21 protein-coding genes are annotated in these 20,964 nt (G+C 69.5%); 10 read left to right on the top strand and 11 right to left on the bottom strand.

The window, feature by feature from the left end; translation table 11 throughout:
• Positions 1-33 precede the first annotated feature (33 nt).
• Complete coding sequence (locus tag ACWDSJ_RS20665) at positions 34-1,725, bottom strand: molybdopterin-dependent oxidoreductase (RefSeq protein WP_450033622.1); 1,692 nt, start codon at positions 1,723-1,725, stop codon at positions 34-36.
• Positions 1,726-1,875: 150 nt separating this feature from the next.
• On the opposite strand from ACWDSJ_RS20665, the gene ACWDSJ_RS20660 reads away from it, so the two are divergent.
• Both ACWDSJ_RS20660 and ACWDSJ_RS20655 read left to right on the top strand, forming a co-directional pair.
• A complete protein-coding gene (locus tag ACWDSJ_RS20660; protein WP_450033621.1) occupies positions 1,876-3,081 on the top strand; it encodes a S1C family serine protease in 1,206 nt (401 codons plus the stop codon).
• Positions 3,082-3,167: 86 nt separating this feature from the next.
• The gene (locus tag ACWDSJ_RS20655) at positions 3,168-3,599 is read left to right on the top strand and encodes a nitroreductase/quinone reductase family protein (protein ID WP_450033620.1); all 432 of its coding nucleotides are present in this window, start codon (positions 3,168-3,170) and stop codon (positions 3,597-3,599) included.
• 13 nt (positions 3,600-3,612) lie between these two features.
• Here ACWDSJ_RS20655 and ACWDSJ_RS20650 read toward each other — a convergent pair whose 3' ends face one another.
• Positions 3,613-4,389 (bottom strand): hypothetical protein, encoded by a 777-nt coding sequence (locus ACWDSJ_RS20650; RefSeq protein ID WP_450033619.1) that lies wholly within the window; start codon positions 4,387-4,389, stop codon positions 3,613-3,615.
• Between the two features lie 342 nt (positions 4,390-4,731).
• Positions 4,732-5,034 carry a hypothetical protein gene (locus ACWDSJ_RS20645; protein WP_450033618.1) on the bottom strand — a complete coding sequence of 101 codons (303 nt, stop codon included), beginning with the start codon at positions 5,032-5,034 and terminating at the stop codon, positions 4,732-4,734.
• A gap of 512 nt (positions 5,035-5,546) precedes the next feature.
• Here ACWDSJ_RS20645 and ACWDSJ_RS20640 point away from each other — a divergent pair.
• Entirely contained in the window at positions 5,547-5,951 is a 405-nt protein-coding gene (locus ACWDSJ_RS20640) for a VOC family protein (protein WP_450033617.1), read from the top strand.
• A 49-nt stretch (positions 5,952-6,000) separates the two neighbouring features.
• Here ACWDSJ_RS20640 and ACWDSJ_RS20635 read toward each other — a convergent pair whose 3' ends face one another.
• The 4 genes from ACWDSJ_RS20635 to ACWDSJ_RS20620 form a co-directional block, all read right to left on the bottom strand.
• Positions 6,001-7,791 (bottom strand): AMP-dependent synthetase/ligase, encoded by a 1,791-nt coding sequence (locus ACWDSJ_RS20635; protein WP_450033616.1) that lies wholly within the window; start codon positions 7,789-7,791, stop codon positions 6,001-6,003.
• A 111-nt stretch (positions 7,792-7,902) separates the two neighbouring features.
• Positions 7,903-8,817, bottom strand: coding sequence for an alpha/beta hydrolase (locus ACWDSJ_RS20630; protein WP_387363725.1), 915 nt, complete (start codon positions 8,815-8,817; stop codon positions 7,903-7,905).
• Between the two features lie 18 nt (positions 8,818-8,835).
• Positions 8,836-9,666: an SDR family NAD(P)-dependent oxidoreductase gene (locus tag ACWDSJ_RS20625; protein WP_450033615.1), complete on the bottom strand. Its 831-nt coding sequence runs from the start codon at positions 9,664-9,666 to the stop codon at positions 8,836-8,838.
• Positions 9,663-11,204, bottom strand: a complete 1,542-nt coding sequence (locus ACWDSJ_RS20620; protein ID WP_387363719.1) for a flavin-containing monooxygenase — start codon at positions 11,202-11,204, stop codon at positions 9,663-9,665. Before ACWDSJ_RS20620 ends, ACWDSJ_RS20625 begins: the two co-directional genes overlap by 4 nt.
• Positions 11,205-11,272: 68 nt before the next feature.
• Between ACWDSJ_RS20620 and ACWDSJ_RS20615 the strand changes: the two genes are divergently transcribed.
• Positions 11,273-11,902 (top strand): TetR/AcrR family transcriptional regulator, encoded by a 630-nt coding sequence (locus ACWDSJ_RS20615; RefSeq protein WP_450033614.1) that lies wholly within the window; start codon positions 11,273-11,275, stop codon positions 11,900-11,902.
• A gap of 108 nt (positions 11,903-12,010) precedes the next feature.
• Here ACWDSJ_RS20615 and ACWDSJ_RS20610 read toward each other — a convergent pair whose 3' ends face one another.
• Positions 12,011-12,964, bottom strand: coding sequence for a glycine betaine ABC transporter substrate-binding protein (locus ACWDSJ_RS20610; protein ID WP_450033613.1), 954 nt, complete (start codon positions 12,962-12,964; stop codon positions 12,011-12,013).
• 174 nt (positions 12,965-13,138) lie between these two features.
• Between ACWDSJ_RS20610 and ACWDSJ_RS20605 the strand changes: the two genes are divergently transcribed.
• Genes ACWDSJ_RS20605 through ACWDSJ_RS20590 form a run of 4 tightly spaced genes read left to right on the top strand, consistent with a single transcriptional unit; the run spans position 13,139 to position 16,556 of the window.
• The gene (locus ACWDSJ_RS20605; RefSeq protein ID WP_450033677.1) at positions 13,139-14,032 is read left to right on the top strand and encodes an ABC transporter substrate-binding protein; all 894 of its coding nucleotides are present in this window, start codon (positions 13,139-13,141) and stop codon (positions 14,030-14,032) included.
• Positions 14,032-15,180, top strand: coding sequence for an ABC transporter ATP-binding protein (locus ACWDSJ_RS20600; protein ID WP_450033612.1), 1,149 nt, complete (start codon positions 14,032-14,034; stop codon positions 15,178-15,180). The genes ACWDSJ_RS20605 and ACWDSJ_RS20600 overlap by 1 nt, the downstream gene beginning before the upstream one ends.
• Positions 15,181-15,183: 3 nt before the next feature.
• Entirely contained in the window at positions 15,184-15,879 is a 696-nt protein-coding gene (locus ACWDSJ_RS20595; RefSeq protein WP_450033611.1) for an ABC transporter permease, read from the top strand.
• Positions 15,876-16,556, top strand: coding sequence for an ABC transporter permease (locus tag ACWDSJ_RS20590; RefSeq protein WP_387363704.1), 681 nt, complete (start codon positions 15,876-15,878; stop codon positions 16,554-16,556). The genes ACWDSJ_RS20595 and ACWDSJ_RS20590 overlap by 4 nt, the downstream gene beginning before the upstream one ends.
• 11 nt (positions 16,557-16,567) lie before the next feature.
• Here the strand turns inward: ACWDSJ_RS20590 and ACWDSJ_RS20585 are convergent, their stop codons facing one another.
• Genes ACWDSJ_RS20585 through ACWDSJ_RS20575 form a run of 3 tightly spaced genes read right to left on the bottom strand, consistent with a single transcriptional unit; the run spans position 16,568 to position 18,800 of the window.
• Positions 16,568-17,224: a response regulator gene (locus ACWDSJ_RS20585; RefSeq protein WP_450033610.1), complete on the bottom strand. Its 657-nt coding sequence runs from the start codon at positions 17,222-17,224 to the stop codon at positions 16,568-16,570.
• On the bottom strand, positions 17,191-18,315 hold the full coding sequence (locus ACWDSJ_RS20580; protein ID WP_450033609.1) for a sensor histidine kinase: 1,125 nt from the start codon (positions 18,313-18,315) through the stop codon (positions 17,191-17,193). Before ACWDSJ_RS20580 ends, ACWDSJ_RS20585 begins: the two co-directional genes overlap by 34 nt.
• Before the next feature lie 5 nt (positions 18,316-18,320).
• The gene (locus ACWDSJ_RS20575) at positions 18,321-18,800 is read right to left on the bottom strand and encodes a hypothetical protein (protein WP_450033608.1); all 480 of its coding nucleotides are present in this window, start codon (positions 18,798-18,800) and stop codon (positions 18,321-18,323) included.
• Positions 18,801-18,885: 85 nt separating this feature from the next.
• Here ACWDSJ_RS20575 and ACWDSJ_RS20570 point away from each other — a divergent pair, with 85 nt between their 5' ends.
• Both ACWDSJ_RS20570 and ACWDSJ_RS20565 read left to right on the top strand, forming a co-directional pair.
• Positions 18,886-19,572 (top strand): response regulator transcription factor, encoded by a 687-nt coding sequence (locus ACWDSJ_RS20570; RefSeq protein ID WP_450033676.1) that lies wholly within the window; start codon positions 18,886-18,888, stop codon positions 19,570-19,572.
• Positions 19,569-20,921, top strand: coding sequence for an ATP-binding protein (locus ACWDSJ_RS20565; protein ID WP_450033607.1), 1,353 nt, complete (start codon positions 19,569-19,571; stop codon positions 20,919-20,921). Before ACWDSJ_RS20570 ends, ACWDSJ_RS20565 begins: the two co-directional genes overlap by 4 nt.
• Positions 20,922-20,964 lie beyond the last annotated feature (43 nt).

Raw genomic sequence — 20,964 nt, 5'->3', positions numbered from 1 at the left:
AGAGGACAGGATGCAAGGGCGCCCTCTAGTGAGTCAGCTCACATGCACCGTGATCGCCGGATAACCCGTCGCCCCGTCCGGCAGCACATCCCGGTTCTCCGCCGTCTGCGGTTGGCCGGTCTCATCGATCGACCGCGCCCGGATCTTGTGCAGGCCGGGCGTGGCGTCCCAGTCGTACGCCCATTGCCGCCAGGCATCGATGGACGGCTCGGTCGCCAGGCGCGCGGTTTCCCAAGGGCCGTCGTCGATCTGGACCTCGACTCCGGTGATGCCGCGATGCTGAGCCCAGGCGACACCGGCGATCGGAACCCGGCCCGGATGGACATCCCTGCCGTCGCGCGGCGTATCGATCCGAGTCCCCGTCTTGATCGGCCCCCGCGCCGACCATCCCCGCTTGGTCCAATACGCCTGCGCCCGATCGAATCTCGTGATCTCCAATTCGGTAACCCATTTCGTCGCCGAGACGTAGCCGTACAGGCCGGGCACCACGAGCCGCGCCGGATACCCGTGCTCGACGGGCAGCGGCTCGCCGTTCATGCCGACCGCGAGCAGGGCATCGCGGCCGTCGGTCAGGGTGGCCAAGGGGCTGCCCGCGGTGAACCCGTCGAAGCTGCGGGACAGCACCATATCGGCGTCGGCGTGCGGCCCCGCCTCCGCGATCAGGTCGCGCAGCGGGTAGCCGAGCCAGCGGGCGTTGCCGATCAGGTCGCCGCCCACGGGATTCGAGACACAGGTCAGGGTGACCAGCCGCTCGACGGCCTGCCGGGACGACAGATCGTCGTAGCGGAGGCGAACCTCGCGGTCCACCATGCCGTGGATGCGCAACGACCAGGTGTCGGTACTCACCTGCGGCATGAGCAGGGCGGTGTCGATCCGGTAGAAGTCGCTGTTCGGCGTGAGATACGGTGCGAGACCGGGGATTCGGAGATCGGCGGCCGGATCGATCGGCGGGGCGGGCGAATTCGGGACCGGTAAGCGGACCGCGGCGCGCTCGGCGGTGACATTGTTCGCCCGGGAGCCGAGGACGCGCCCCGCCACCCCCGCCGCCGCGGCGAGGGCGCCGACACCCACGATTCCCCGCACCAATTGCCGACGGCCCACGCCCCGTTCGTGGCTGGAATCGCCAGCAGCCGTCGAACCCCGGCCGACCTCGGATCGCGGCCCGGCCACGTTCGCGCCGTCCGCCTCGGGCGCGGCCGCACGCGCCGCCTCGGTGCCACCTCCCTCGACAGGCACGGAAGAACGCGTACTCCCCCGAACAGAAGACGCGAATTCCCGTGTCCCGGAACCGGATTCATCACCCTCCCCCCGCCGAACCAGCCACCGCAACGCCGCGATCCCGCACACCGCCCCCACCACCGACGGCAACACCCAGGTCCACCCCGCCCCCGGCCGACTCACGGCCGCCCACGCCGCCACGATCCCGAACACCCCGAACAGGACCGACCCCACCGGCCGTCCAGCCCGCTCGACAACTCCCGCGATCCCCGCCACGACGAGCGCCACCGCCGCCATCGCGAGAAACAGCAGCAACTTGTCATTGGTCCCGACCGCGTCGATCACGGCCTCCCGCACCGAGGTCGGCGTGCGATCCACGACCGCCCCGCCCACCGCCGCCAGCGGCGCACTGCCCGCCCCGACAGGCACCGCGACCAGCTCCGCGACGCCCACCACCAGCGCCCCCGCCACAATCCCACAGGCCACCCGGGCCCCAGAACCGATCATGGCGCGAGCCTACGTTCCGCGACGGCCCGAGCGGCCGAACGAAAGCGGGCCGTCATGGATTCGTCAGAACCGGGCATCCCGGAATGTGCCCTCGAGCACGTTGCGTTCCCACTGGAAGAACCCAGCGAGCTCTCAGGGATCGGGCGCTTAATGGAATCAACGTTGGGCATGAGCGAGGACGTGATGAGCGTGTATCCGAATCAGAACGGTTGGCCCGCACAAGGACCGTACGCACCGCCGCCACCGCCACAGCCGCCGCGGCGCAGGCACGGGTCGATCTTCGGCGTCGTGGCCGTGATCGTGCTGGCCATGGCCGTCGCGATCGGGCTGGTGTCGTCGCGGTTCACCATGCCCGGACCGCACTCGAGCGCCCCCTTCGCCAACGCACCGGGCAGCAGCGTCCTCGAACCGGTCGACAACAAGACGACACCCGCCGACCTGACCGACGCCGTCGACAAGGTCACGCCGGGCATCGCCCTGGTCAACACCGAACTCGGACTCCAGAACGGCGCGGGCGCGGGTACGGGAATCGTCCTGACCTCGGACGGGGACGTCCTCACCAACAACCACGTCGTCCAGGGCGCGACCAAGGTCGAGGTCACCGACGTCGGCAACGGCAAGACGTACTCCGGGACGGTGACCGGATACGACCGCCAGGACGATCTGGCGGTCATCCATCTGAGCAACGCCTCGGGCCTGAAGACCGCGCCCCTGGGCGACTCCGACAAGGTCAAGGTCGGCGACGCGATCGTCGGCGTGGGCAACGCGGGCGGCACCGGAACACCCACCGCCGCCGCGGGCCGCGTGACCGCCCTGAACCAGTCCATCACCGCCAGCGACGAATCCTCCGGCGCCTCGGAACAATTGACCGGCCTCATCCAGGTCGCCGCCGACATCCAGCCCGGCGACTCCGGCGGCCCGCTGATCAACAACGCGGGCCAGGTCATCGGCGTCGACACCGCCGCCTCCCAGGGCTTCCGCATGGGCGCGGGCAACGGCGAGGGTTACGCCATCCCGATCAACAAGGCGCTGTCGGTGGCCAAACAGATCCAGGCCAAGACCGCCTCCGACCGCGTGCACATCGGCGCGACCGCCTTCCTCGGCGTGTCGGTGAGCGACACCAACGGCGGCGCACTGATCCGCAACGTCGTCCGCGGCGGCCCCGCCGACCAACTCGGCCTGGGCGCGGGCACGGTCGTCACCAAGATCGACAACTATCCGGTGGACTCGGCGACCACACTGGTGAACACCATGGACCGCTACCACCCGGGTGACACGATCACATTGACGGTGACCGACCGGACCGGGCGAACCGGGACCGTCCAGGCCAAACTCGGTCAAGGCCCGGTCGGGTAGCCGGGGAGTCGCGCTTCTCCAATCCCGAACCGACGCAACCTGGTTACTCTTGCCCTGAGCGCACGAACATCGAGACAGGAGACCCCATGCCGTCGGATCGGGCATTGAAGACGATGAACATGGTCCACCGCGGCCTGCTCCGCATCAGCGGCGGCAAGCTGGGCAACACGTTCAGCGGAATGCCCTCCCTGGAACTGACGACCATCGGCAGGAAATCGGGCCGCCCACACTCGGTGATGCTCACCGCCCCCTTTGTCGAAGGCGACACCATCGTTGTCGTCGCATCCCGAGGCGGCGACCCGGTGCACCCGGCGTGGTACCTCAACCTGCGTGAGCATCCGGAGGTGGAGGTCTCGTTCCGCAGCGGCCCGCGTAAACCGATGACGGCTCGGGTCGCCTCGCCCGAGGAGCGGGCCGAGTTGTGGCCGAAAGTCATTGGGAAATACAAGGTTTACGCGGGGTATCAGGAGCGGACCAGTCGGGAGATCCCGCTGGTTCTGTTGAGCCCGAGGAAGTGAAGCACTGCCACGGTCAGACGTGGCAGTCGACATTGGCCAGCCAGGTGTCGGGCGGGAGCAGAGCCATCTGCTCCCAATAGAACCTTGCCCATTTGATCGGTGCGTCCGGCCTGGTCCTCCACATGTCTTCGCGCTCATGCCACACACGGTCGAGCGTCAGCAGAACCGGCGAAGGCTCGTGCGAGGCCGGGTCGATATCGCGTAAACGAGCCAGATCGGTTGCCCTGGGGCCGATTTCGGGGCGTGGCGGGTCCTCGGGCAGGCCGATCTCGGCTCGCAAACTCCGCTCCGCGGCGATGGCGTCGACACCCCGCCAGGGTTCGCCCACCGACGACTCCCGGGCGGCATCGTCGACGAGCGTCCACCGGCCGCCGTATCGTCCACCCAAAATCCAGAAGTCCCAATGGCCTTGGGGGTTGTCCTCGGAGTACACCTCACCGGCGGGACCGATATTCTCCCGCGATTCGAACCTGACCGCGTCGGCGTAGACCTGCTCGTCGCTCCACCGCAACTGCTCCGGAAATTTCCGGAGATGCTCGACGTGCTGCGGATAGTCGACATGCTTCGCCCGGTAGGCCTCAGGGTCCGAGATGTACTCGGCATACAGCGTGTCACGGTATTCCAGAATCTCCAGCCGACGATGCGCGATCAGCTCGGCCTTCGTGAACTTCACATACCGCGGCACAACAAGATTCTCATCGAACGGAGCCAGCACCTCCGCCAGAACGCGCTCGAGATCCTCGGAGCCGGTCTCCCCGGCAAGCGCCACCGTCACCGCGAAATGAACCACTGTCCGACAGTAACCCGGCCTTCGAGTCGAAATCCAATCAATTGTCGCCGATCTCGTTGCCTGACATGGCTTCCCACCAGCGATCTCGGCCGGAGCGCATCTATGAGATCGTGCGGGAACCGCTGCGGCATGACGGGGTATGGGTCAGCTTGGAGAACATCTGAATACTTCGCGCCCTTGTAAAAGCCTTGCGGAACAATCGTTTCCGTCCGAGTACCGGTTACGGTGTGTCCGTTGACGGAAAGATGGATTTACGCGGGGTATCAAGGGAACGGACCACTCGCGAGATTCCGTTGGTTCTGTTGAGCCCGAAAAACTGACCTCAAGGCCGACCGTCGCTCGTCAGCAGAGAGCAGGGTCCATCAGCGCGAAGACCTCGGCCAATTCTCCCGGATCCTTACTCGTGTCGACAGTCGCCGACACCTCGTCATCGTCATAGCAACCCTCGGAAAACTGGGATTCCGTGGCGGTGGTATCGATGAGCGCGTGCCACGGCACCGGGGTGCCGGGTTGGGGATGGCAATCGGCATCGACCGACCCGTTTCCCGTCACCTCGGAGCCCGATGGCGTTGTGCCCGTGAACTTCAGCTGGATCGAGCGGTGGGCTTTCGGGCGTGTGCACTCGAGCGTCCCATTGATTTCCACCCTGCCGCCGGACCTCAGGTCGGCCTTCCATGGTGATCCGGTCCTCCGCGTCGACGGTCCTTCCCTCGACCGTCACCCGCTGCCCGGTTCCGTTCTCCTTGGCCGTGTGCGATCCCTTGGAGTCGACGTGCGTCAGGGTCGCCTCCCAGGTGACCTCGTTGCCCCACCGGTCTACGGACGCGGGAGCACTGCCGGGGACCGCCTTTCCGGTAGCCGGGCAGGACAGCGAGGTCCGCTTCTCGACCTCAAGGAGTCCATCGTGAACGTGGCCGGGCCCTTCGGCGCCCGAGCGGCCGCCGCCTCGGGCGCGAGGACGACCACCACGGCCGCCGCCAGCAGACAACGTGCGTCCTCTCGCGGAGCTCCATCCCGGAAAGCCGTTACGGCACGAATTGTGTTTCGTCGCCGAACAGCCCACGGATGGGAACGAAACGGCACGTCCGTCGGCGTATGTCTCGTGGATTCCGTGGGTTCCATTGAGCCCGAGGGATCGAACGCGTAAGACTTGCCGGGTGCACCTGGAGTTGATAACGATCGTTGTCGAGCAGTACGACTCGGCCATCGAATTCTTCGTCGGCACACTCGGTTTCGACCTGATCGAGGATTCGCCCTCCCTCACCAACGACGGACGACCCAAACGATGGGTCGTCGTTCGCCCACCCCACGCGGCCACCGGCATCCTTCTCGCCCGGGCGGACGGGGAGCGGCAACGTCGCGCCATCGGAGACCAGGTCGCCGGGCGAGTCGGGTTCTTTCTCCGAGTGGACGACTTCGCCGGGGAATACCGCCGACTGGCCGATGCGGGCGTGGAATTCGTCACCGCACCGCGCACCGAGCCGTACGGGCAGGTTGCCGTCTTTCTCGACATCGCGGGAAACCGGTGGGACCTGCTCGGGCCGAAGCTTGATCCACGGTGAAAGACCTGAGGCCCCAACCGAATTCGGCTGGGGCCTCAGGCAAACCCGCTCAGCTGTAGATAGCCTCCACATCAGCCGCGTAATTCTTCATCACCACAGCCCGCTTCAACGACATCTTGGGCGTCAACTCCCCCGTCTCCTGCGTCCAATCCACCGGCAGGATCCGCACCTTCTTGATCTGCTCCGCATGCGACACCAGCTTGTTCGCCTGTGCCACAGCCTCATCGATCTCGGCCACCAACTCCGGATTCGAGATCAACTTCTCGATCGGCGTATCGGCCGGAAGGTTGTGCCGTTCCTTCCACTTCGGCAGCGCCTCGGGGTCGAGGGTGATCAGGGCCGCGATGTAGGGCTGGCCGTCGCCGACCACCATCACCTGGCTGATCAGGGCGTGGGCGCGGAGGGCGTCCTCGAGCATCGCCGGGGAGACGTTCTTGCCGCCCGCGGTGACGATGATCTCCTTCTTGCGGCCGGTGATGGTGATGAAGCCCTGGTCGTCGATCGCGCCCAGGTCGCCGGACTTGAACCAGCCGTCCTCGAACGCCTCCTCGGTGGCGGTCGGGTTGTTCCAGTAGCCGCCGAAGACGACCGGGCCGCGCAGCAGCAGTTCGCCGTCGTCGGCGATCTTGGCGGCGTGGCCGGGGAGCAGCTGGCCGACCGTGCCGACGCGAATGTGGTCGGGCACGTTGACGCTGATGGCGGCGGTGGTCTCGGTGAGGCCGTAGCCCTCGTAGATCGTGACGCCCGCGCCGCGGAAGAAGTGGCCCAGGCGCGCGCCCAGCGGGCCGCCGCCGGAGACCGCGCTCTCGCAGCGGCCGCCCATCGCCTCGCGCAGCTTGCTGTACACCAAGCGATCGAAAACCGCGTGCTTCAAACGCAATCCGAGGCCGATCGAACCCTTCTGCAGCCCTTCGCTGTACGCGATGGCGGTATCGGCGGCGATATCGAAGATCTTGCCCTTGCCGCCCTCCTGCGCCTTCTGCTTGGTGCCGTTGTAGACCTTCTCGAACACGCGCGGCACCGACAGGATGAAATCGGGCTTGTACCGGCCGAATTGGTCGACGAGCGTGGACCAGTCGGCGGTGTGGGCGACGGTGACGCCCGCGTCGAAGGCGGCCAGCGCGACGGCCCGCGCGAAGATGTGGGCCAGCGGGAGGAACAGCAGCGAGCGCTTGCCGGGCTGGAGGAACCGGCCCATCTGGCCGCGGTCGGCGGCCGACTCGGCGTACAGGTTGGCGTGCGAGAGCATGACGCCCTTGGGGCGGCCGGTGGTGCCGGAGGTGTAGATCAGCGTCGCGGGGGACGCGGCCTTCACCTGGGCGCGGCGATCGTGGACGGCCTGGTCGTCGACGTCCTTGCCGCGCGCGACGAGTTCGTCGATCGCGCCCGTGGCGATCTCCAGGGTCTCGCTCAGGTCCGACAGGCCCGACTCGATCTCGGCGATGGTCGCGCGATGCTTGGCGTTCTCGACCACCAGCAGTTTGGTGGCGGAGTCGGCGAGGATCCAGCGCGCCTGCTCGGGCGAGGAGCTGTCGTAGATCGCGACGGTGCAGCCGCCCGCGGCCCAGACGGCGAAGTCCAGGACCACCCACTCGTAGCGGGTGGCGGCCATGATGCCGACCCGGTCGCCGAGTTCGATGCCGGACGCGATCAGTCCCTTGGCCACCGCGGTGACGGCCTTCGCGAATTCCGCGGCCGTGACGTCGGTCCACCCACCCTTGCCGTCCGGCCTGTTGAACACCACCAGGTCGGGCGTGCGCTCGGCATGCCGGAAGGCGCCGTCGCACATGTTGACGACTTCGGGAATGGTGTAGGTAGCCGGGACTTCGAACTCTCGCATCGGTGCCCTTCCACGTGGTTAACTCACCGGTAATGTACGCCAAGCCGAGACGGCGGTCACCGCCCGACCGCCCGGTTGGCGAGGCCGGGCGCCGCGACGACGCGGTTCCTTCTATCCTATTGACCGCGTTTGCGCAGGTCGAAGCGACTCATCGAGAAAGTCCGCGAGTTCGTCGACGGCCACCGCGGCCGCCGGAACCAGCGAGGCCTGCAACTGGGCCACGTGCCAGAGCCCGCGGGTGATCGAGAACCGCGTGGACACCCCGGCGGCCTCCAGCGCGGCGACCAGGCGCACGCACTGATCGTGCAGGCGCTCGCTCACGTCGACCTGCACATAGGTCGGCGGCAGCCCGCGCAGGTCGCCGAGCAGCGGCGCGTAGCCGGGATCGCGGCCGTCCGTCTCGCCCCGGTAGGCCGCCGCGCACGCGGTCGACCACGGCTTGCTGGTCACCAGATCGCGGTACCGGTCGTCGACCTCGTTGGGATCCGACCACGGCGCGATCAAACCCAGTGCGGCAGCACGCATCCCGTGCTCGTCCCGTAGTCGCAGCGACAGCGCGAGGGACAACCCGCCCCCGGCCGAGTCGCCCGCGACCGCGATCTCGTGCGGGCGCAGGCCCCGGGAGACCAGCTCCAGGAACGCCGCCTCGGCGTCGTCGAGCGCCGCGGGGAACGGATGTTCCGGCGCCAGACGGTAATCCAGCGAATACACCGGCCGCCCGAGCCGCTGCGCCAGATGCGCCACCAGCGACCGGTGCGAGGCGGGCGAGCCGACGGTGTACCCGCCGCCGTGCAGGTAGAGCACGGCCCCGGACCGGGTGGGCGCGCCGACGGTGATCAGTTCCGCCGGGCGCCCGCCCAACCGTTGCCGCTCCACCCGGGTGCCGCGCGGCAGGAACTGCAGACGCGCGGCCGTGTCGAGCATGGCCCGCTGCAACCGCCACGGCGCGCGGTGGTGCAGTGAGTAGCGGAAGATCGGGTGCAGGACCACCCGGGCGACCGGGGACGGTAGCGAAATGCCGTACATGCGTGAGACTTTCGTCGATCAGGGCATCATGCGCCGGTTGACGATGGCGGACGCGCGCTGGTACCAGGAGCCGGTGGCGCGCACCCAGATGTCGAGCAGCTTGGCCTCCCAGCCGATCAGCACCCGGCCGTGCCCCTTGCGCACGCCCTCGGTGATGGTCTGCGCGGCCATCTCCGGGGTGTGCAGCGCGAGCTGCTTGTCGAAGAACGAGGAGAACTGCTTGGCGTCGATGCCCTCGGCGTAGGTGGCGTTACGGGCGACGGCGGTCTTGATGCCGCCCGGGTGCACACAGGTCACCTTGACCGGATGCCTGCGGCCCAGCATCTCCTGGCGCAGCGATTCGGTGAAGCCGCGCACCGCGAATTTGGCCGCGTTGTAAGCGCTTTGGCCCGGAATGGCGATGAGCCCGAACAGGCTGGACACGTTGATGACGTGGCCGTCACCGGATTCGATGAGATGCGGCAGAAATGCCTTGGTGCCGTTGACGACTCCCCAGAAGTCGACGTCCATGATGCGCTCGATGTCCTTGAACTGGGAGTCGAGCACCTCGCCGTGGAAGGCGATCCCGGCGTTGTTGTAGATCTGGTGCACCACGCCGAAGTGCTTGCGCACCGCCTCGGCGTAGAGCAGCACGGCCTCGCGCTCGGCCACGTTCACCCGATCGGATTTGACCTGCGCGCCCAAAGCCTCACAGCGCCGGACGGTTTCGGCCAGGCCCTCGGTATCGATATCGGAGAGGGCGAGTTTCGCGCCGCGCCGCGCGAGGTTCTCCGCCAGCGCCCGGCCGATGCCGGAACCGGCGCCGGTGATCACACAGACCTTGCCCGTGAAGTAAGCGTCATTGCTCACTGTGCTGCCACCACTTTCACATCGGAACCCACGCGGGCCGTCTCGGTTGTCGTGTCGTAGGCCGCCACGTCGAATTTCTCTGTGAGCCTACGGAATCGGAAGGTGAAGTCGGGCCACAACGTGGTGTTGTTGCCGTGCTTGTCGAGGTACCAGCTGGCGCAGCCGCCGGTGTTCCACACGCTGCCGACCAGTTTGGCCTGCAACTCGCGATTGAACCGGTCCTGCGCGTCCTGCCGCACCTCGACCGTGCGCAGGTGCTGCCGGTCGAACGTGGCCACCGCGTCGGCGATGTAGTTGATCTGCGATTCGATCATGTACACCATCGAGGTGTGGCCCAGGCCGACGTTCGGGCCGAGCAGGAAGAACATATTGGGGTAGTTGGCGATCGCCGCGCCCTTGTAGCCCTGCTGTCCGGTGGCGTCGAACTGCTCGGCCAGCGAGCGGCCGTCGCGCCCGACCACGGTCTCGTAGGCCGGGTTGTCGGTGACGTGGAAGCCGGTGGCCACGACGATGGCGTCGATCTCGCGCTCGGTGCCGTCGGTGGTGACGATCGAGTTCGCGCGGATCTCGCGGATGCCGTCGGTGACCACGTCGACATTGTCGCGGCCCAGCGCCGGGTAGTACTCGTTGGAGATCAGCATGCGCTTGCAGCCGATGCGGAAGTTCGGGGTGACCTTGCGGCGCAGCTCCGGATCGCGCACCTCGTAGGCGAGCTTGGCCTTGGCCAGCAGCTCGAAGGCGCGCATGGCGGGCGGGAATTTGGCCAGGCCGACGACCTGGGTCTCCCGGGCGGCGTAGATGGCCGCGCGCGAGAGCCGCTGCACGCCGGGAATGTGCTTGAACGCCAACCGTTCCGGCAGCGTGTAGGGCCGGTCCAGCCGGGGCAGCAGCCACGGCGCGGTGCGCTGGTACACGTCCAGATGCGCCACCTCGGGCGCGATGGCGGGCACGATCTGGATGGCCGAGGCGCCGGTGCCGATCACCGCGACCCGCTTGCCGCGCAGTTCGGCGTCGTGATCCCAGCGCGCGGAGTGGAAGATCTGGCCCTCGAAGGTGTTGATGCCCTTGATATCCGGGAGATTCGGCTCGCACAGCGCGCCGATGGCCGAGATCAGGATGTCGGTGGTGAACGCGCCCCGGCTGGTCTGGACCTCCCAGCGGGCGTCGGCCTCGTTCCAGCGCGCGCTCGTCATCTCGGTGTCGAACAGGTGCTTGTCACGGACCTGATAGCGATCCGCCACGTCGCTGATGTAGCGCTGGATCTCCGGCTGCCGCGAGAACGAGCGCGTCCAGTCGGGGTTGAGCGCGAAGGAGTAGGAGTACAGATGCGAGGGCACATCGCAGGCCGCGCCCGGGTAGGTGTTGTCGCGCCAGGTGCCGCCGACGTCGCCGCCGCGCTCGATCACCAGGAAATCGTCCTGACCCTGCTGACGGAGCCGGATCGCCATGCCCAGCCCGGAGAACCCACTGCCGACGATCAGGATGTGCACGTGCCGGGCGGCGCGGTCGACATCTTTGTCTGTAACCTTGCGACTCATGTAACCGAGCCTAAGCGCTTATTGAGCAGCAGTCAACAGTATTGACTCTCGTTCAGTACGATTGTCGGGTGACCGACAGAAACTCCGGAGAACCAGCCAAGCGGGTACGTCTGAGCCCGGAAGAACGTCGTCGGCAGCTCATCGCGCTCGGCACCGAGATGCTGCGCGAGCGAGCCATCGAGGACATCTCCATCGGGGAGATCGCCGAGCAGGCCGGGATCTCGCGCGGCCTGCTGTTCCACTATTTCGCCTCCAAGCAGGAGTTCCAGCTCGCCATCCTGCGCAATGCCAACGAGGAACTGCTCGACCGGACCGCCCCCGATCCGAACCTGGGCCTGTTCGACATGCTGCGCGATTCGGTGGAGCGCTATGTGGACTACGTCAGCGCCAACCGCACCCCCTATCTGGCGATCCTGCGCGGACCCAGCAGCGCCGATCCGCAACTGGCCGCGCTCGCCGAATACTCGCGCGCGACGATCGTGGACCGGATCCTGGTCAGCGCGCACCTGCTCGTAGACGACCCCGACCACCCGCGCCTGCGGCTGGCCGTGCGCGGCTGGATCGCGTTCGTGGAGGAGACGACGCTGAGTTGGCTTCGCCAGGAAACGATTTCGCGCGAAGAACTGATCGACATGCTGGTCGAGTCCCTCCCCGCACTGGCCCTCAGCCCCGCCCTGACCGAGGCCCTGCGGCAGTGAACCCGCCCGGCGACCGGCCCCCTGCCGCGCCCGGGCCGCTCGCCTCCTCTGCCGCGCCCGGGGCGCTCGCCTCCCCTGCCGCCCCCAGGCCGCTCGCGCCCGAGCGGATTACAGCGAGTGCTCGTCGAGCCAGCCCCGGGCCAGTTCGACCGCGGGGACGTGCTCATCGCGCAGGCGACGGACGAGCGTGGCGAGGTCGGCCGTGGTGAGTTCGCCCGCGACGTAGTTGAGCTTCTTGATCTGCCGGTCGCTCAGCGCCCCCTTGCGGAACACCGGCACGATGGTCTGCGCGCGGAAGGCGTGGTCCGGATCGGCGAGCAGGGTCAGCTCCTCGGCGCCCCCGGGCAGCAGGGTCGCGGGGGCGGTGAAGACCCCGGCCTGAACGTGCCCGTCGCGCAGGGCGTCTCGCAGCTGTGTATCCGAGCCGAAGACGACGTGCGCGGCGACATCGCAGTGATAGACCGCGTGCAGCGGGTCGAGCACATCCCGCCGCGGGTCGGGCGCGGGGCGCAGCGGATCGAGTTCGGAACCCGTCGCGATGCCGAGGGTTAACTCCCCGCAGCGCGGCGCCAGGTTCTTCAGGGTGGCGGCCGAATCCGCCAGGGCCAGGGCGAAACTCGGCCGCAGATCGGTGCCGTCGGCGAGATCGGAGACGGCCAGGCCCTCGGGCAACGCGGCGTCGAGCGCCTCGGCCACGCTCGGGAGCGGTTGTCCCGCCGCGTCCTTCAGGGCCTGATCGGGAGTGGTCTTGTCGGGCAGTCGAGCGGGCGACCCGGAATCGAGCGCGCGCAGCAGATCGCCGCTGTCGTCGCCGATCACGGTGACGGTCGCGGCGTCCAGCGCGGCCAGTGTGTCGCCGCGCGTTCCGAGCCCGTCGCGCACGGCCGTGCGCGCGCCCGTGCGGGCCAGCGCGCCCGCGTAGATCTCGGCGATCATCCGCGACTGCGGGGAGTCGCCCGCCCCGACGACGATCGGATCCGCCGACTCCGCGCCGGAACAGGAGACGGCCAGCGTCGCGGCCAGCGCGGCGATCAGCATTCGCACCGACGCGACCGAATTCATGCGGCGACACCCACTCCCGATCGGATAGAAAGAACGACTCCCGGCTGACAGTATGGACAGCCAGAAGATGGCCGTCCGGACTCGGATGGTAATCGGACCGGAAGGACAGTCTTGAAATCCACCATCACCACCGCCGCCCGAGTGCTCGCGACCGCCGTCGCCCTGGCCGCCGCGATGGCCCTGTCGGCCTGCGGCAACTCCGATCCGCTGTCCAGCGGTTCGGGTGACTGCGGCGGCGACGCGAACAAGATCACCGTGGGTTCGGCGAACTTCCCGGAGTCCGAGACCGTGGCCGACGTCTACGCGGAAGCCTTGCGCGCCAACGGTTTCACCGTCGACACCAAGCTCAATATCGGCAGCCGGGAGGCGTACGTTCCCGCGCTGCGCAGCTGCTCGATCGGCCTGATCCCGGACTACACCGGCAATCTGCTGCAATACCTGGACAAATCCGCCACCGCGACCGCGGCCGACGAGGTGAACGCCGCCCTCACCAAGGCGCTGGGCACCGATCTCGCCGCCGGGACGCCCGCGCCCGGCGAGGACTCCGACGCGGTCGTGGTCACCCGCGCCACCGCCGACAAGTGGAATCTGACCAGCATCGCCGATCTGGCGGCGCATTCGGCCGAGGTGAAGCTCGGCGCGCCGACCGAATTCGCCGAGCGCGCGGGCGGACTGCCCGGCCTGAAGAAGAACTACGGCCTCGACATCCCCGCGGACCGGTTCGTCCAGATCGCCGACGGCGGCGGCCCGGCCACCGTGCGCGCGCTGACCGACGGCCAGGTGACCGCGGCCAATATCTTCACCACCTCCCCCGCGATCAAGCAGAACAACCTGGTCGTGCTGGCCGACCCCAAGCACAACTTCCCCGCCCAGAACGTGGTGCCGGTCTTCAACGCCAAGAAGAAGTCCGACAAGGCTCTGAAGGTGCTCGACGCGGTGTCGGCGAAACTGACCACGGCCGAGCTCATCTCGCTCAACGAGGCGGTCTCCGGCGCCACCAAGACCGAGCCCGCGGCCGCGGCGAAGAACTGGGTGGCCGCGCAGGGGCTGAACAAGCCGGTCGCCTAGTGTCCGATATCGAGTTCCGCGGCGTCACCAAGACCTATCCGGACGGCACCACCGCGGTGACGCGGCTGGACCTGCGCATCGAGTCCGGTTCGTTCACCGTCTTCGTGGGGCCGTCCGGCTGCGGCAAGACCACCTCGATGCGGATGATCAACCGGATGATCGCGCCCACCTCGGGCACGATCACCGTTGCGGGCGAGGACATCTCGGCCGCCGATCCGGTGCGGCTGCGGCTCGGCATGGGCTACGTCATCCAGAGCGGCGGCCTGCTCCCGCATCGCACGGTGCTCGACAATGTCGCGACCGTGCCGATCCTGCGCGGGAAGTCCCGCCGCGCCGCGCGGGCCGACGCGCTCGAGGTGCTGGACCGGGTGGGCCTGGATCGCGCGCTGGCCCGCCGGTATCCGGCCCAGCTGTCGGGCGGGCAGCAGCAGCGCGTCGGGGTGGCGCGGGCACTCGCCGCCGATCCGCCGATCCTGTTGATGGACGAGCCGTTCAGCGCCGTCGATCCGGTGGTGCGCGAGGAGCTCCAGGCCGAGATGCGCAGGCTGCAAAGCGAATTGCGCAAGACGATCGTCTTCGTCACCCACGACATCGACGAGGCGATCCGGCTCGGCGACCGGATCGCGGTCTTCGCGCCCGGCGGCGTGCTGCAACAGTACGACGCGCCGCAGACCGTGCTGGCCCAGCCCGCGACCGATTTCGTCGCCGGATTCGCCGGTCGCGATCGCGGCTACCGCGGGCTGTCGTTCCGGGCGGCGAACGGCGTTGTGCCGCACGAGCTTCGCACCGCCACCGCCGAGCAGGTGCGCGAGCTGCGGCTCGAATCCGGCGAATGGGTGCTGGTGGTCGACGCCGCCGGACACCCGCTGGGCTGGGTCGACGTCACCGGCGTCGAGGGCGTGCGCGCCGGGCACGCGCTCGCCGACTGCATGGCGGCCGGGGGCTCGCTGTTCACCCCCGGCGGGGACCTGCGGCAGGCGCTGGACGCGGCCATCTCCTCCCCCTCGGGAATCGGTGTGGCCGTGGATGATTCGGGTGCGGCGATCGGCGGGCTGCTGGCCACCGAGGTGATCGAGCAGCTCGCCCGCCAGCGCGCGGACGAGGACGCCGAACGCAACCGGCACTTCTTCGACCACGAGGCCGGGTGACCGGTGCGCTACCTCCTCGACAACTTCGCCGAGATCGCGGGATTCGCGCGCACCCATCTGTATCTCGCGCTGACGCCCCTGGTCGTCGGGCTGGTGATCGCGATTCCGGTGGGCGCCCTGGCGCGGCGCGTGCGCTGGCTGCGCAGGATCACGACGACGGTGGCGAGCATCGCCTACACCGTGCCGTCGCTGGCGCTGTTCGTGATCATCCCGCCGCTGCTCGGGATCGCCACCATCGATCCGCTGAACGTGGTGATCGCACTGAGCGTGTACTCGGTGGCGCTGCTGGTCATCGCGGTGCCGACCGCGCTGGACTCGGTGCCCGCGGCGGTGCTGGACGCCTCCGACGCGATCGGCTACCCCCGGCTGCGGCGCGTCCTTACCGTCGAATTCCCCTTGGCCGTACCGGTTTTCGTGGCCAATCTGCGGGTCGTCGCGGTCACCAACATCTCCGCGGTCACCGTCGGCGCGCTGATCGGGGTGGGCGGGCTCGGCAAGCTGTTCACCCAGGGCTATCAGCGCGACTATCCGGACGAGATCGTGGCGGGCATCATCGTGGTGCTGGCGCTGGCGCTGGTGGTCGACCGGGTGCTGTATGTGCTCGGCCGCTGGGCCACGCCGTGGCTGCGCACCGATCGGCCCGGCCTCGCACGGCGCGTGCGCACGGCGATCGATCCCGCGAAAGGCGTTGGGGCGTGAACCTTTTCCTCGATGCGTGGCACTATCTCAGCACGGCGGCGAACTGGGGCGGCCCCGCCGGAATCACCCGACGGCTGCTCGAACACCTGTGGTACAGCTTCCTGGCCGTGGCGATGTCGGCGGTGATCGCGCTGCCGATCGGGGCGCTGGTCGGGCACACCCGGCGCGGCGGCGGCGTGATCGTCGGCTTCGCCAACGCCATGCGGGCGCTGCCCACCCTGGGCGTGCTCACCTTCGTGGTGCTGGGTCTGGGCCTGGGTCTGCTGCCGCCGCTGCTCGCCCTGGTGACCGTCGGGGTGCCGCCGCTGCTGGCGGGCGCGTACGCGGGCATCGCCAATGTCGACCCGGACGTGGTCGACGCCTCGCGGGCGATGGGGATGACCGAGCGGCGGGTGCTGTTGCGGGTGGAGGTGCCCAACGCGCTGCCGGTACTGCTGTCCGGATTGCGCGGGGCGACACTGCAAGTCGTGGCGACCGCGACCATCGCGGCGTACGTGAACCTCGGTGGGCTCGGGCGCTACATCTTCGACGGCATCAGCCTCTACAAGTACGACCGGGTGCTGGTGGGCGCGCTGCTGGTCGCCGCGCTGGCCCTCGTCCTGGACGGACTGCTGGCCTGGGCGGTGTGGGCCAGCGCGCCGGGCACGGGCCGCCTGCGCCGCCCGGTGCGCGGATAGCCCCGCACGACTCAGCGCGCGAGGCCCGCGCGGTGCGCGTAGGCGATGGCCTGACCCCGGTCGCGCACGCCGAGTTTGGCGAACAACGAGTTGATGTGGCTCTTGACGGTGCTGACGCCGATGAACAACGCCTCGGCGATCTCGGAGTTGTTGTGGCCCGCGGCCATCAGGCGGAGCACGTCGAGTTCGCGGTCGGTCAGATCGATATCGGGCGGGGGCGCGACGCGCAGACCGGAGACCAGCCGGGCGCCGACCTCCGCGGCGAGGGTGGTGTGACCGCTGGCGACCGCGCGGACGGCCGCGGCGATCTCGGCGCGGCCCGCATCCTTGGTGAGGTAGCCGCGGGCGCCCGCGCGCAGTGCCGCGGCGACCGAGGCGTCGTCGGCGTAGGTGGTCAGGACGAGAACGGCGGTGCCGGGATGGTCCGTGGCGATCACGCCGGTGGCGGTGACCCCGTCGACGCCGGGCATCCGCAGGTCCATCAGGGCCACCCGGGGCGAGCGGCGGCGCACGAGGTCGATCGCCTCGGCGCCGTCGCGGGCCTCGCCGACCACCTCGATATCGGGCAGCAGGGACAGCACGGTGGTGAGCCCGTCGCGCACCACGGTCTGGTCGTCGGCGACCACGACCGTGATCAGCGGCGCGGCACCAGGATTCGAATCGTCCACTGCCCGTTCTCCTTTCCGGCCGCCACGGTGCCGCCGACCGCCTCGATCCGCTCGCGCATCCCGAGCAGGCCCGCGCCCGTGCCCGAACCCGTGAGCGGAATGCGTTGGGGGGCAATGCGATTGGCGATCGTGACGGCCAGCTGGTCACTCTGGTCGCGGAGGGTGAGCGTCACCGGGCGGCCGGGGGCGTGTTTGCGGGCGTTGGTGAGCGCCTCCTGCACCGCCCGCGCCAGCGCGATCGCCACCTGTTCGTCCAGACCGCGCAGCTCGGCTTCGGTGTCGACCACCACTTGCCCACCGGCGCAACGGTGTTGGTGACAGCGGTCCTGGAGCTCCGCGGTGAGGTCGAAACCGTCGGACCGCAGCGCGCCGACGACCCGGCGGGCGTCGTCGAGTCCGTCGGCGGCGAGGCCGCGGGCGGCGCGGACCCGTTCGGCGGCGCGGTCGTTCTCGTCGGCCTCGAACAGCGCGTCGGCGGCGTCGAGTTGCAGCACCAGCCCGCCGAGGGTGTGGGCGAGCACGTCGTGGATGTCGCGGGCGATGCGGGCGCGTTCGGCCAGGGCGGCGGCGCGGTCGCGTTCGGCACGGATCACCCGATTCTGTTCCAGGAGTAGGCGATTGCGCACCGCTGCCGTGCGGGACTGGCGGCGGCTCCAGCCCATCAGCCCGGCGACCAGGAGCGCGAACAGCAGATCCGGCAGGGCGCGCACCGGATGCGGCGCGACGGCCGCGGACAGGCCGCCGCACAGCACGGCGACGGCCGCGATCGCCGCGCAGACGGGCACCGATTCGGCGACCCACGACAGAACGCTGAACACCGTCGCCAAGGCGGTGATCGCCGAACCGGTCGCACGGGCCGCGGTGAGTCCGCCGCCGATCGCCATGGCGCACAACGCCGTTCGCGGCCACCAGCGCGAGGCGCCCGCCGGAGCCACCGTCCACCCCGCCCATCCGGCCCAGGACACGAGCACCCCCGCCGCGAGCCACGGATGCTGCCAGCGCACCGCGGGCGCCGAGGTCGCGATCACGGCGACCAGCCCGACCAGGCGCAGCAACCTGGACAGGCCCGTGATCGGCAACGGTTCGGTCATCGGATTCAGTGTGCCGCAACCGGACGGAAACGCTCGGCTCGCCGCAGCAGCACCAGCGTGCGGCCGACGCGATTGAGGGCGAGCATCACCAGGATCACAGCGACGGAGGTGACGAGCCGCGCGCCGATCGCGTGCGCCCACACGTCCACTCCGACGCGCACGGCCAGCAGCGCGAACCACAGCGCCGATCCGGCCCGGCCGGTGCGCGCCCACACTCTGCCGTCGAATTCGCGGATCCGCGACAGCATGCCCATGGCGACGCCGACCGCCAGGCTCAGCGCGGCCGACACGGCCAGCAGCGCGACCGTCACCGCGTCGATCGTCTCGTGGGCGATCTCGCCGTTCAGCTCGACGAGGCCGACCCCGCCGATGACGAGGGGGGTGCGCCACATCCGACCCGCCGCCAGTTCGCGCCACCGCGTCTGCCGCACCGCGATCCACACCAGCACCGCGACGATCGCGACGCCCTCGATGATCATGCTCATGCGTTTCAGCGTCGCCGTCGCGGGCGCGCGCGCCCACCACCCGCGGGTGGAGGGCGGGTGGAATCCGGGCGGGCCGCGGCGCAGAATGTCGCTCGTGCAGGAACCGGGACGCATTCTGCTGGTCGAGGACGCCGACGCCATCCGGACGGCCGTCGCCGCGGCCGTCGGCGCGGCGGGGCATCGGGTGCTGGCGCGCGAGCACGGCGCGGGTCTCGAACAGGATCTGGAGCGGTTCCGGCCCGATGTGGTCGTGCTGGACGTGATGCTGCCGGGGCGGGACGGGTTCGAACTGCTCGATATCGTCCGGGCCCGGTGCGAGGCGGGGGTGCTGATGTTGACCGCGCGGGACGAGGTGGCCGATCGGGTGCGCGGATTGCGTTCGGGCTCCGACGATTACGTGGTGAAGCCGTTCGACCTCGCCGAGCTGGTGGCCCGGGTGGAGGCGCTGTTGCGGCGGATGGGACGGCTGCGGACGCGGATCACCGTCGGCGATCTCGAGATCGACGTGGATCGGGGGACGGTGACGCGGGGCGGGACGCCGATCACGCTGACCGCCACCGAGTTCCGGCTGCTCGCCCACCTGGCCGCGCATCGGGACCGGGTACTCACCAAGACCCAGATCCTCACGGCCGTCTGGGGTTACGAGGATTACGACCCCAATCTGGTGGAGGTGTACGTCAGCGCGGTGCGGCGCAAACTCGAGGAGCACGGCCCCCGGCTGCTGCACACCGTGCGCGGACTCGGTTACGCGCTGCGGGTGGGTGAGCGATGAGGACGGTATCGCTGCGTCGGCGGGTAACCCTCACCGCCGCAATGGTTTCCGGGATCGCGCTGTTGGTCGCGGTGGTGCTGGTGCACGGATTGTTCGCCGTGGCCGTGCAGCGCGGCGAGAATACCATCCTCGCCGACCGCGCCCGGCTGGCCCGGCAGCTCGCGCAGCAGGACGTCTCCGCGCCCGATCTCATGCGGCAGCTGGACAATCGGTCCATCCGGGCCCGGCTCGAACTGGCCGACGGGCGGGACTACGACGGGATCGGCGGGCGCGGCGAGGACGTCCGCGGTCCGTCGCGGCGGCTGCTGCTCACCGGGCCCGGCGAACTCGACCGCGCCCGGCTGACCCTGGAAATCGATTCGCCGCTGCTGAGCCGGGTGCAGTCCCGGCTCGGATTCGTCCTGCTCGGCTCCGTCGTGGCCGCGCTCGCCATCCTCACCGGCGGGCTCTGGCTGGGCGTGCGGCAGGCCCTCGCCCCGCTGGACACCATGACCGGACTGGCCCGCGCCATCGCCCGCGGCGACCGCGGCCGCCGCCTCTCCCCCACCCGCACCGACACCGAATTGGGCCGCACCGCGAGCGCTTTCGACGAGATGCTGGACGCCCTCGAGGGGGCCGAGGCCCGCGCCCGCGCCTCCGAGCGGCGCCTGCGCGATTTCGTCGCCGACGCCGCCCACGAACTGCGCACCCCCGTCACGGGTATCCGCGCCGTCGCCGAGGCCGTCCTGCACCAGCCCGCCGACGCCGACCCGGCCGAACGCGAACGCCTGTACGTCCTGCTGATCCGCGAGGCCCGCCGCGCCGGACGCCTGGTCGACGATCTGCTCGACATGGCCCGCATCGACGCGGGCCTGCAATTGCGCACCGAACCGGTGGACCTGTACGACCTGGCCCGCACCCGCCTCGAACAACAGCGCGTGCTGCACCCCGACATCGACTTCCGCCTCGACGGCACGCCGGTCACCGTCACCGCCGACCCCGAACGCCTCGGCCAGATCCTCGCCAACCTGCTCGACAACGCCGCCCGCGCCGTTGCCGAAACCCCCACGCGCACAATCACCGTGCACCTCACCCACACTCCCACCACCGCCGTCCTCGACGTCCGCGACTCGGGCCCCGGCGTCCCCGCCGCCGACCGCGAGCGCGTCTTCGAGCGACTCGTCCGCCTCACCCCCGCCTCCGCCGAGGGCTCCGGCCTCGGCCTCACCATCGCCCGCGGCACGGCCCGCGCCCACGGCGGCGACCTCCGCTGCCTGGCGCCCCCGGACGACGGCCCGGGCGCGCTGTTCCGGCTCGAACTGCCGCTCCCGCGCGGGCCTGAGGATCGGCTGAAGAAGGGGGGCGGATAGCGGCGAAAGGCGTTCCGGACGGGCAGATTCGTGGGTGGAAGAT

Source organism: Nocardia sp. NPDC003482 (assembly GCF_053588115.1).
The sequence above is the reverse complement of the archived record's forward strand: the minus strand, read 5'-3'. Positions and strand labels throughout refer to the sequence as shown.

What these genes read in the sequence shown, in the direction of transcription:
- ACWDSJ_RS20655 (WP_450033620.1), top strand. Translation starts at nt 3,168, where the DNA reads ATGCCGTCGGATCGGGCATTGAAGACGATGAACATGGTCCACCGCGGC.
- ACWDSJ_RS20570 (WP_450033676.1), top strand. Translation starts at nt 18,886, where the DNA reads ATGTCGCTCGTGCAGGAACCGGGACGCATTCTGCTGGTCGAGGACGCC.
- ACWDSJ_RS20605 (WP_450033677.1), top strand. Translation starts at nt 13,139, where the DNA reads ATGGCCCTGTCGGCCTGCGGCAACTCCGATCCGCTGTCCAGCGGTTCG.
- ACWDSJ_RS20635 (WP_450033616.1), bottom strand. Translation starts at nt 7,791, where the DNA reads ATGCGAGAGTTCGAAGTCCCGGCTACCTACACCATTCCCGAAGTCGTC.
- ACWDSJ_RS20660 (WP_450033621.1), top strand. Translation starts at nt 1,876, where the DNA reads ATGGAATCAACGTTGGGCATGAGCGAGGACGTGATGAGCGTGTATCCG.
- ACWDSJ_RS20610 (WP_450033613.1), bottom strand. Translation starts at nt 12,964, where the DNA reads ATGAATTCGGTCGCGTCGGTGCGAATGCTGATCGCCGCGCTGGCCGCG.
- ACWDSJ_RS20630 (WP_387363725.1), bottom strand. Translation starts at nt 8,817, where the DNA reads ATGTACGGCATTTCGCTACCGTCCCCGGTCGCCCGGGTGGTCCTGCAC.
- ACWDSJ_RS20580 (WP_450033609.1), bottom strand. Translation starts at nt 18,315, where the DNA reads ATGACCGAACCGTTGCCGATCACGGGCCTGTCCAGGTTGCTGCGCCTG.
- ACWDSJ_RS20575 (WP_450033608.1), bottom strand. Translation starts at nt 18,800, where the DNA reads ATGAGCATGATCATCGAGGGCGTCGCGATCGTCGCGGTGCTGGTGTGG.
- ACWDSJ_RS20565 (WP_450033607.1), top strand. Translation starts at nt 19,569, where the DNA reads ATGAGGACGGTATCGCTGCGTCGGCGGGTAACCCTCACCGCCGCAATG.
- ACWDSJ_RS20665 (WP_450033622.1), bottom strand. Translation starts at nt 1,725, where the DNA reads ATGATCGGTTCTGGGGCCCGGGTGGCCTGTGGGATTGTGGCGGGGGCG.
- ACWDSJ_RS20620 (WP_387363719.1), bottom strand. Translation starts at nt 11,204, where the DNA reads ATGAGTCGCAAGGTTACAGACAAAGATGTCGACCGCGCCGCCCGGCAC.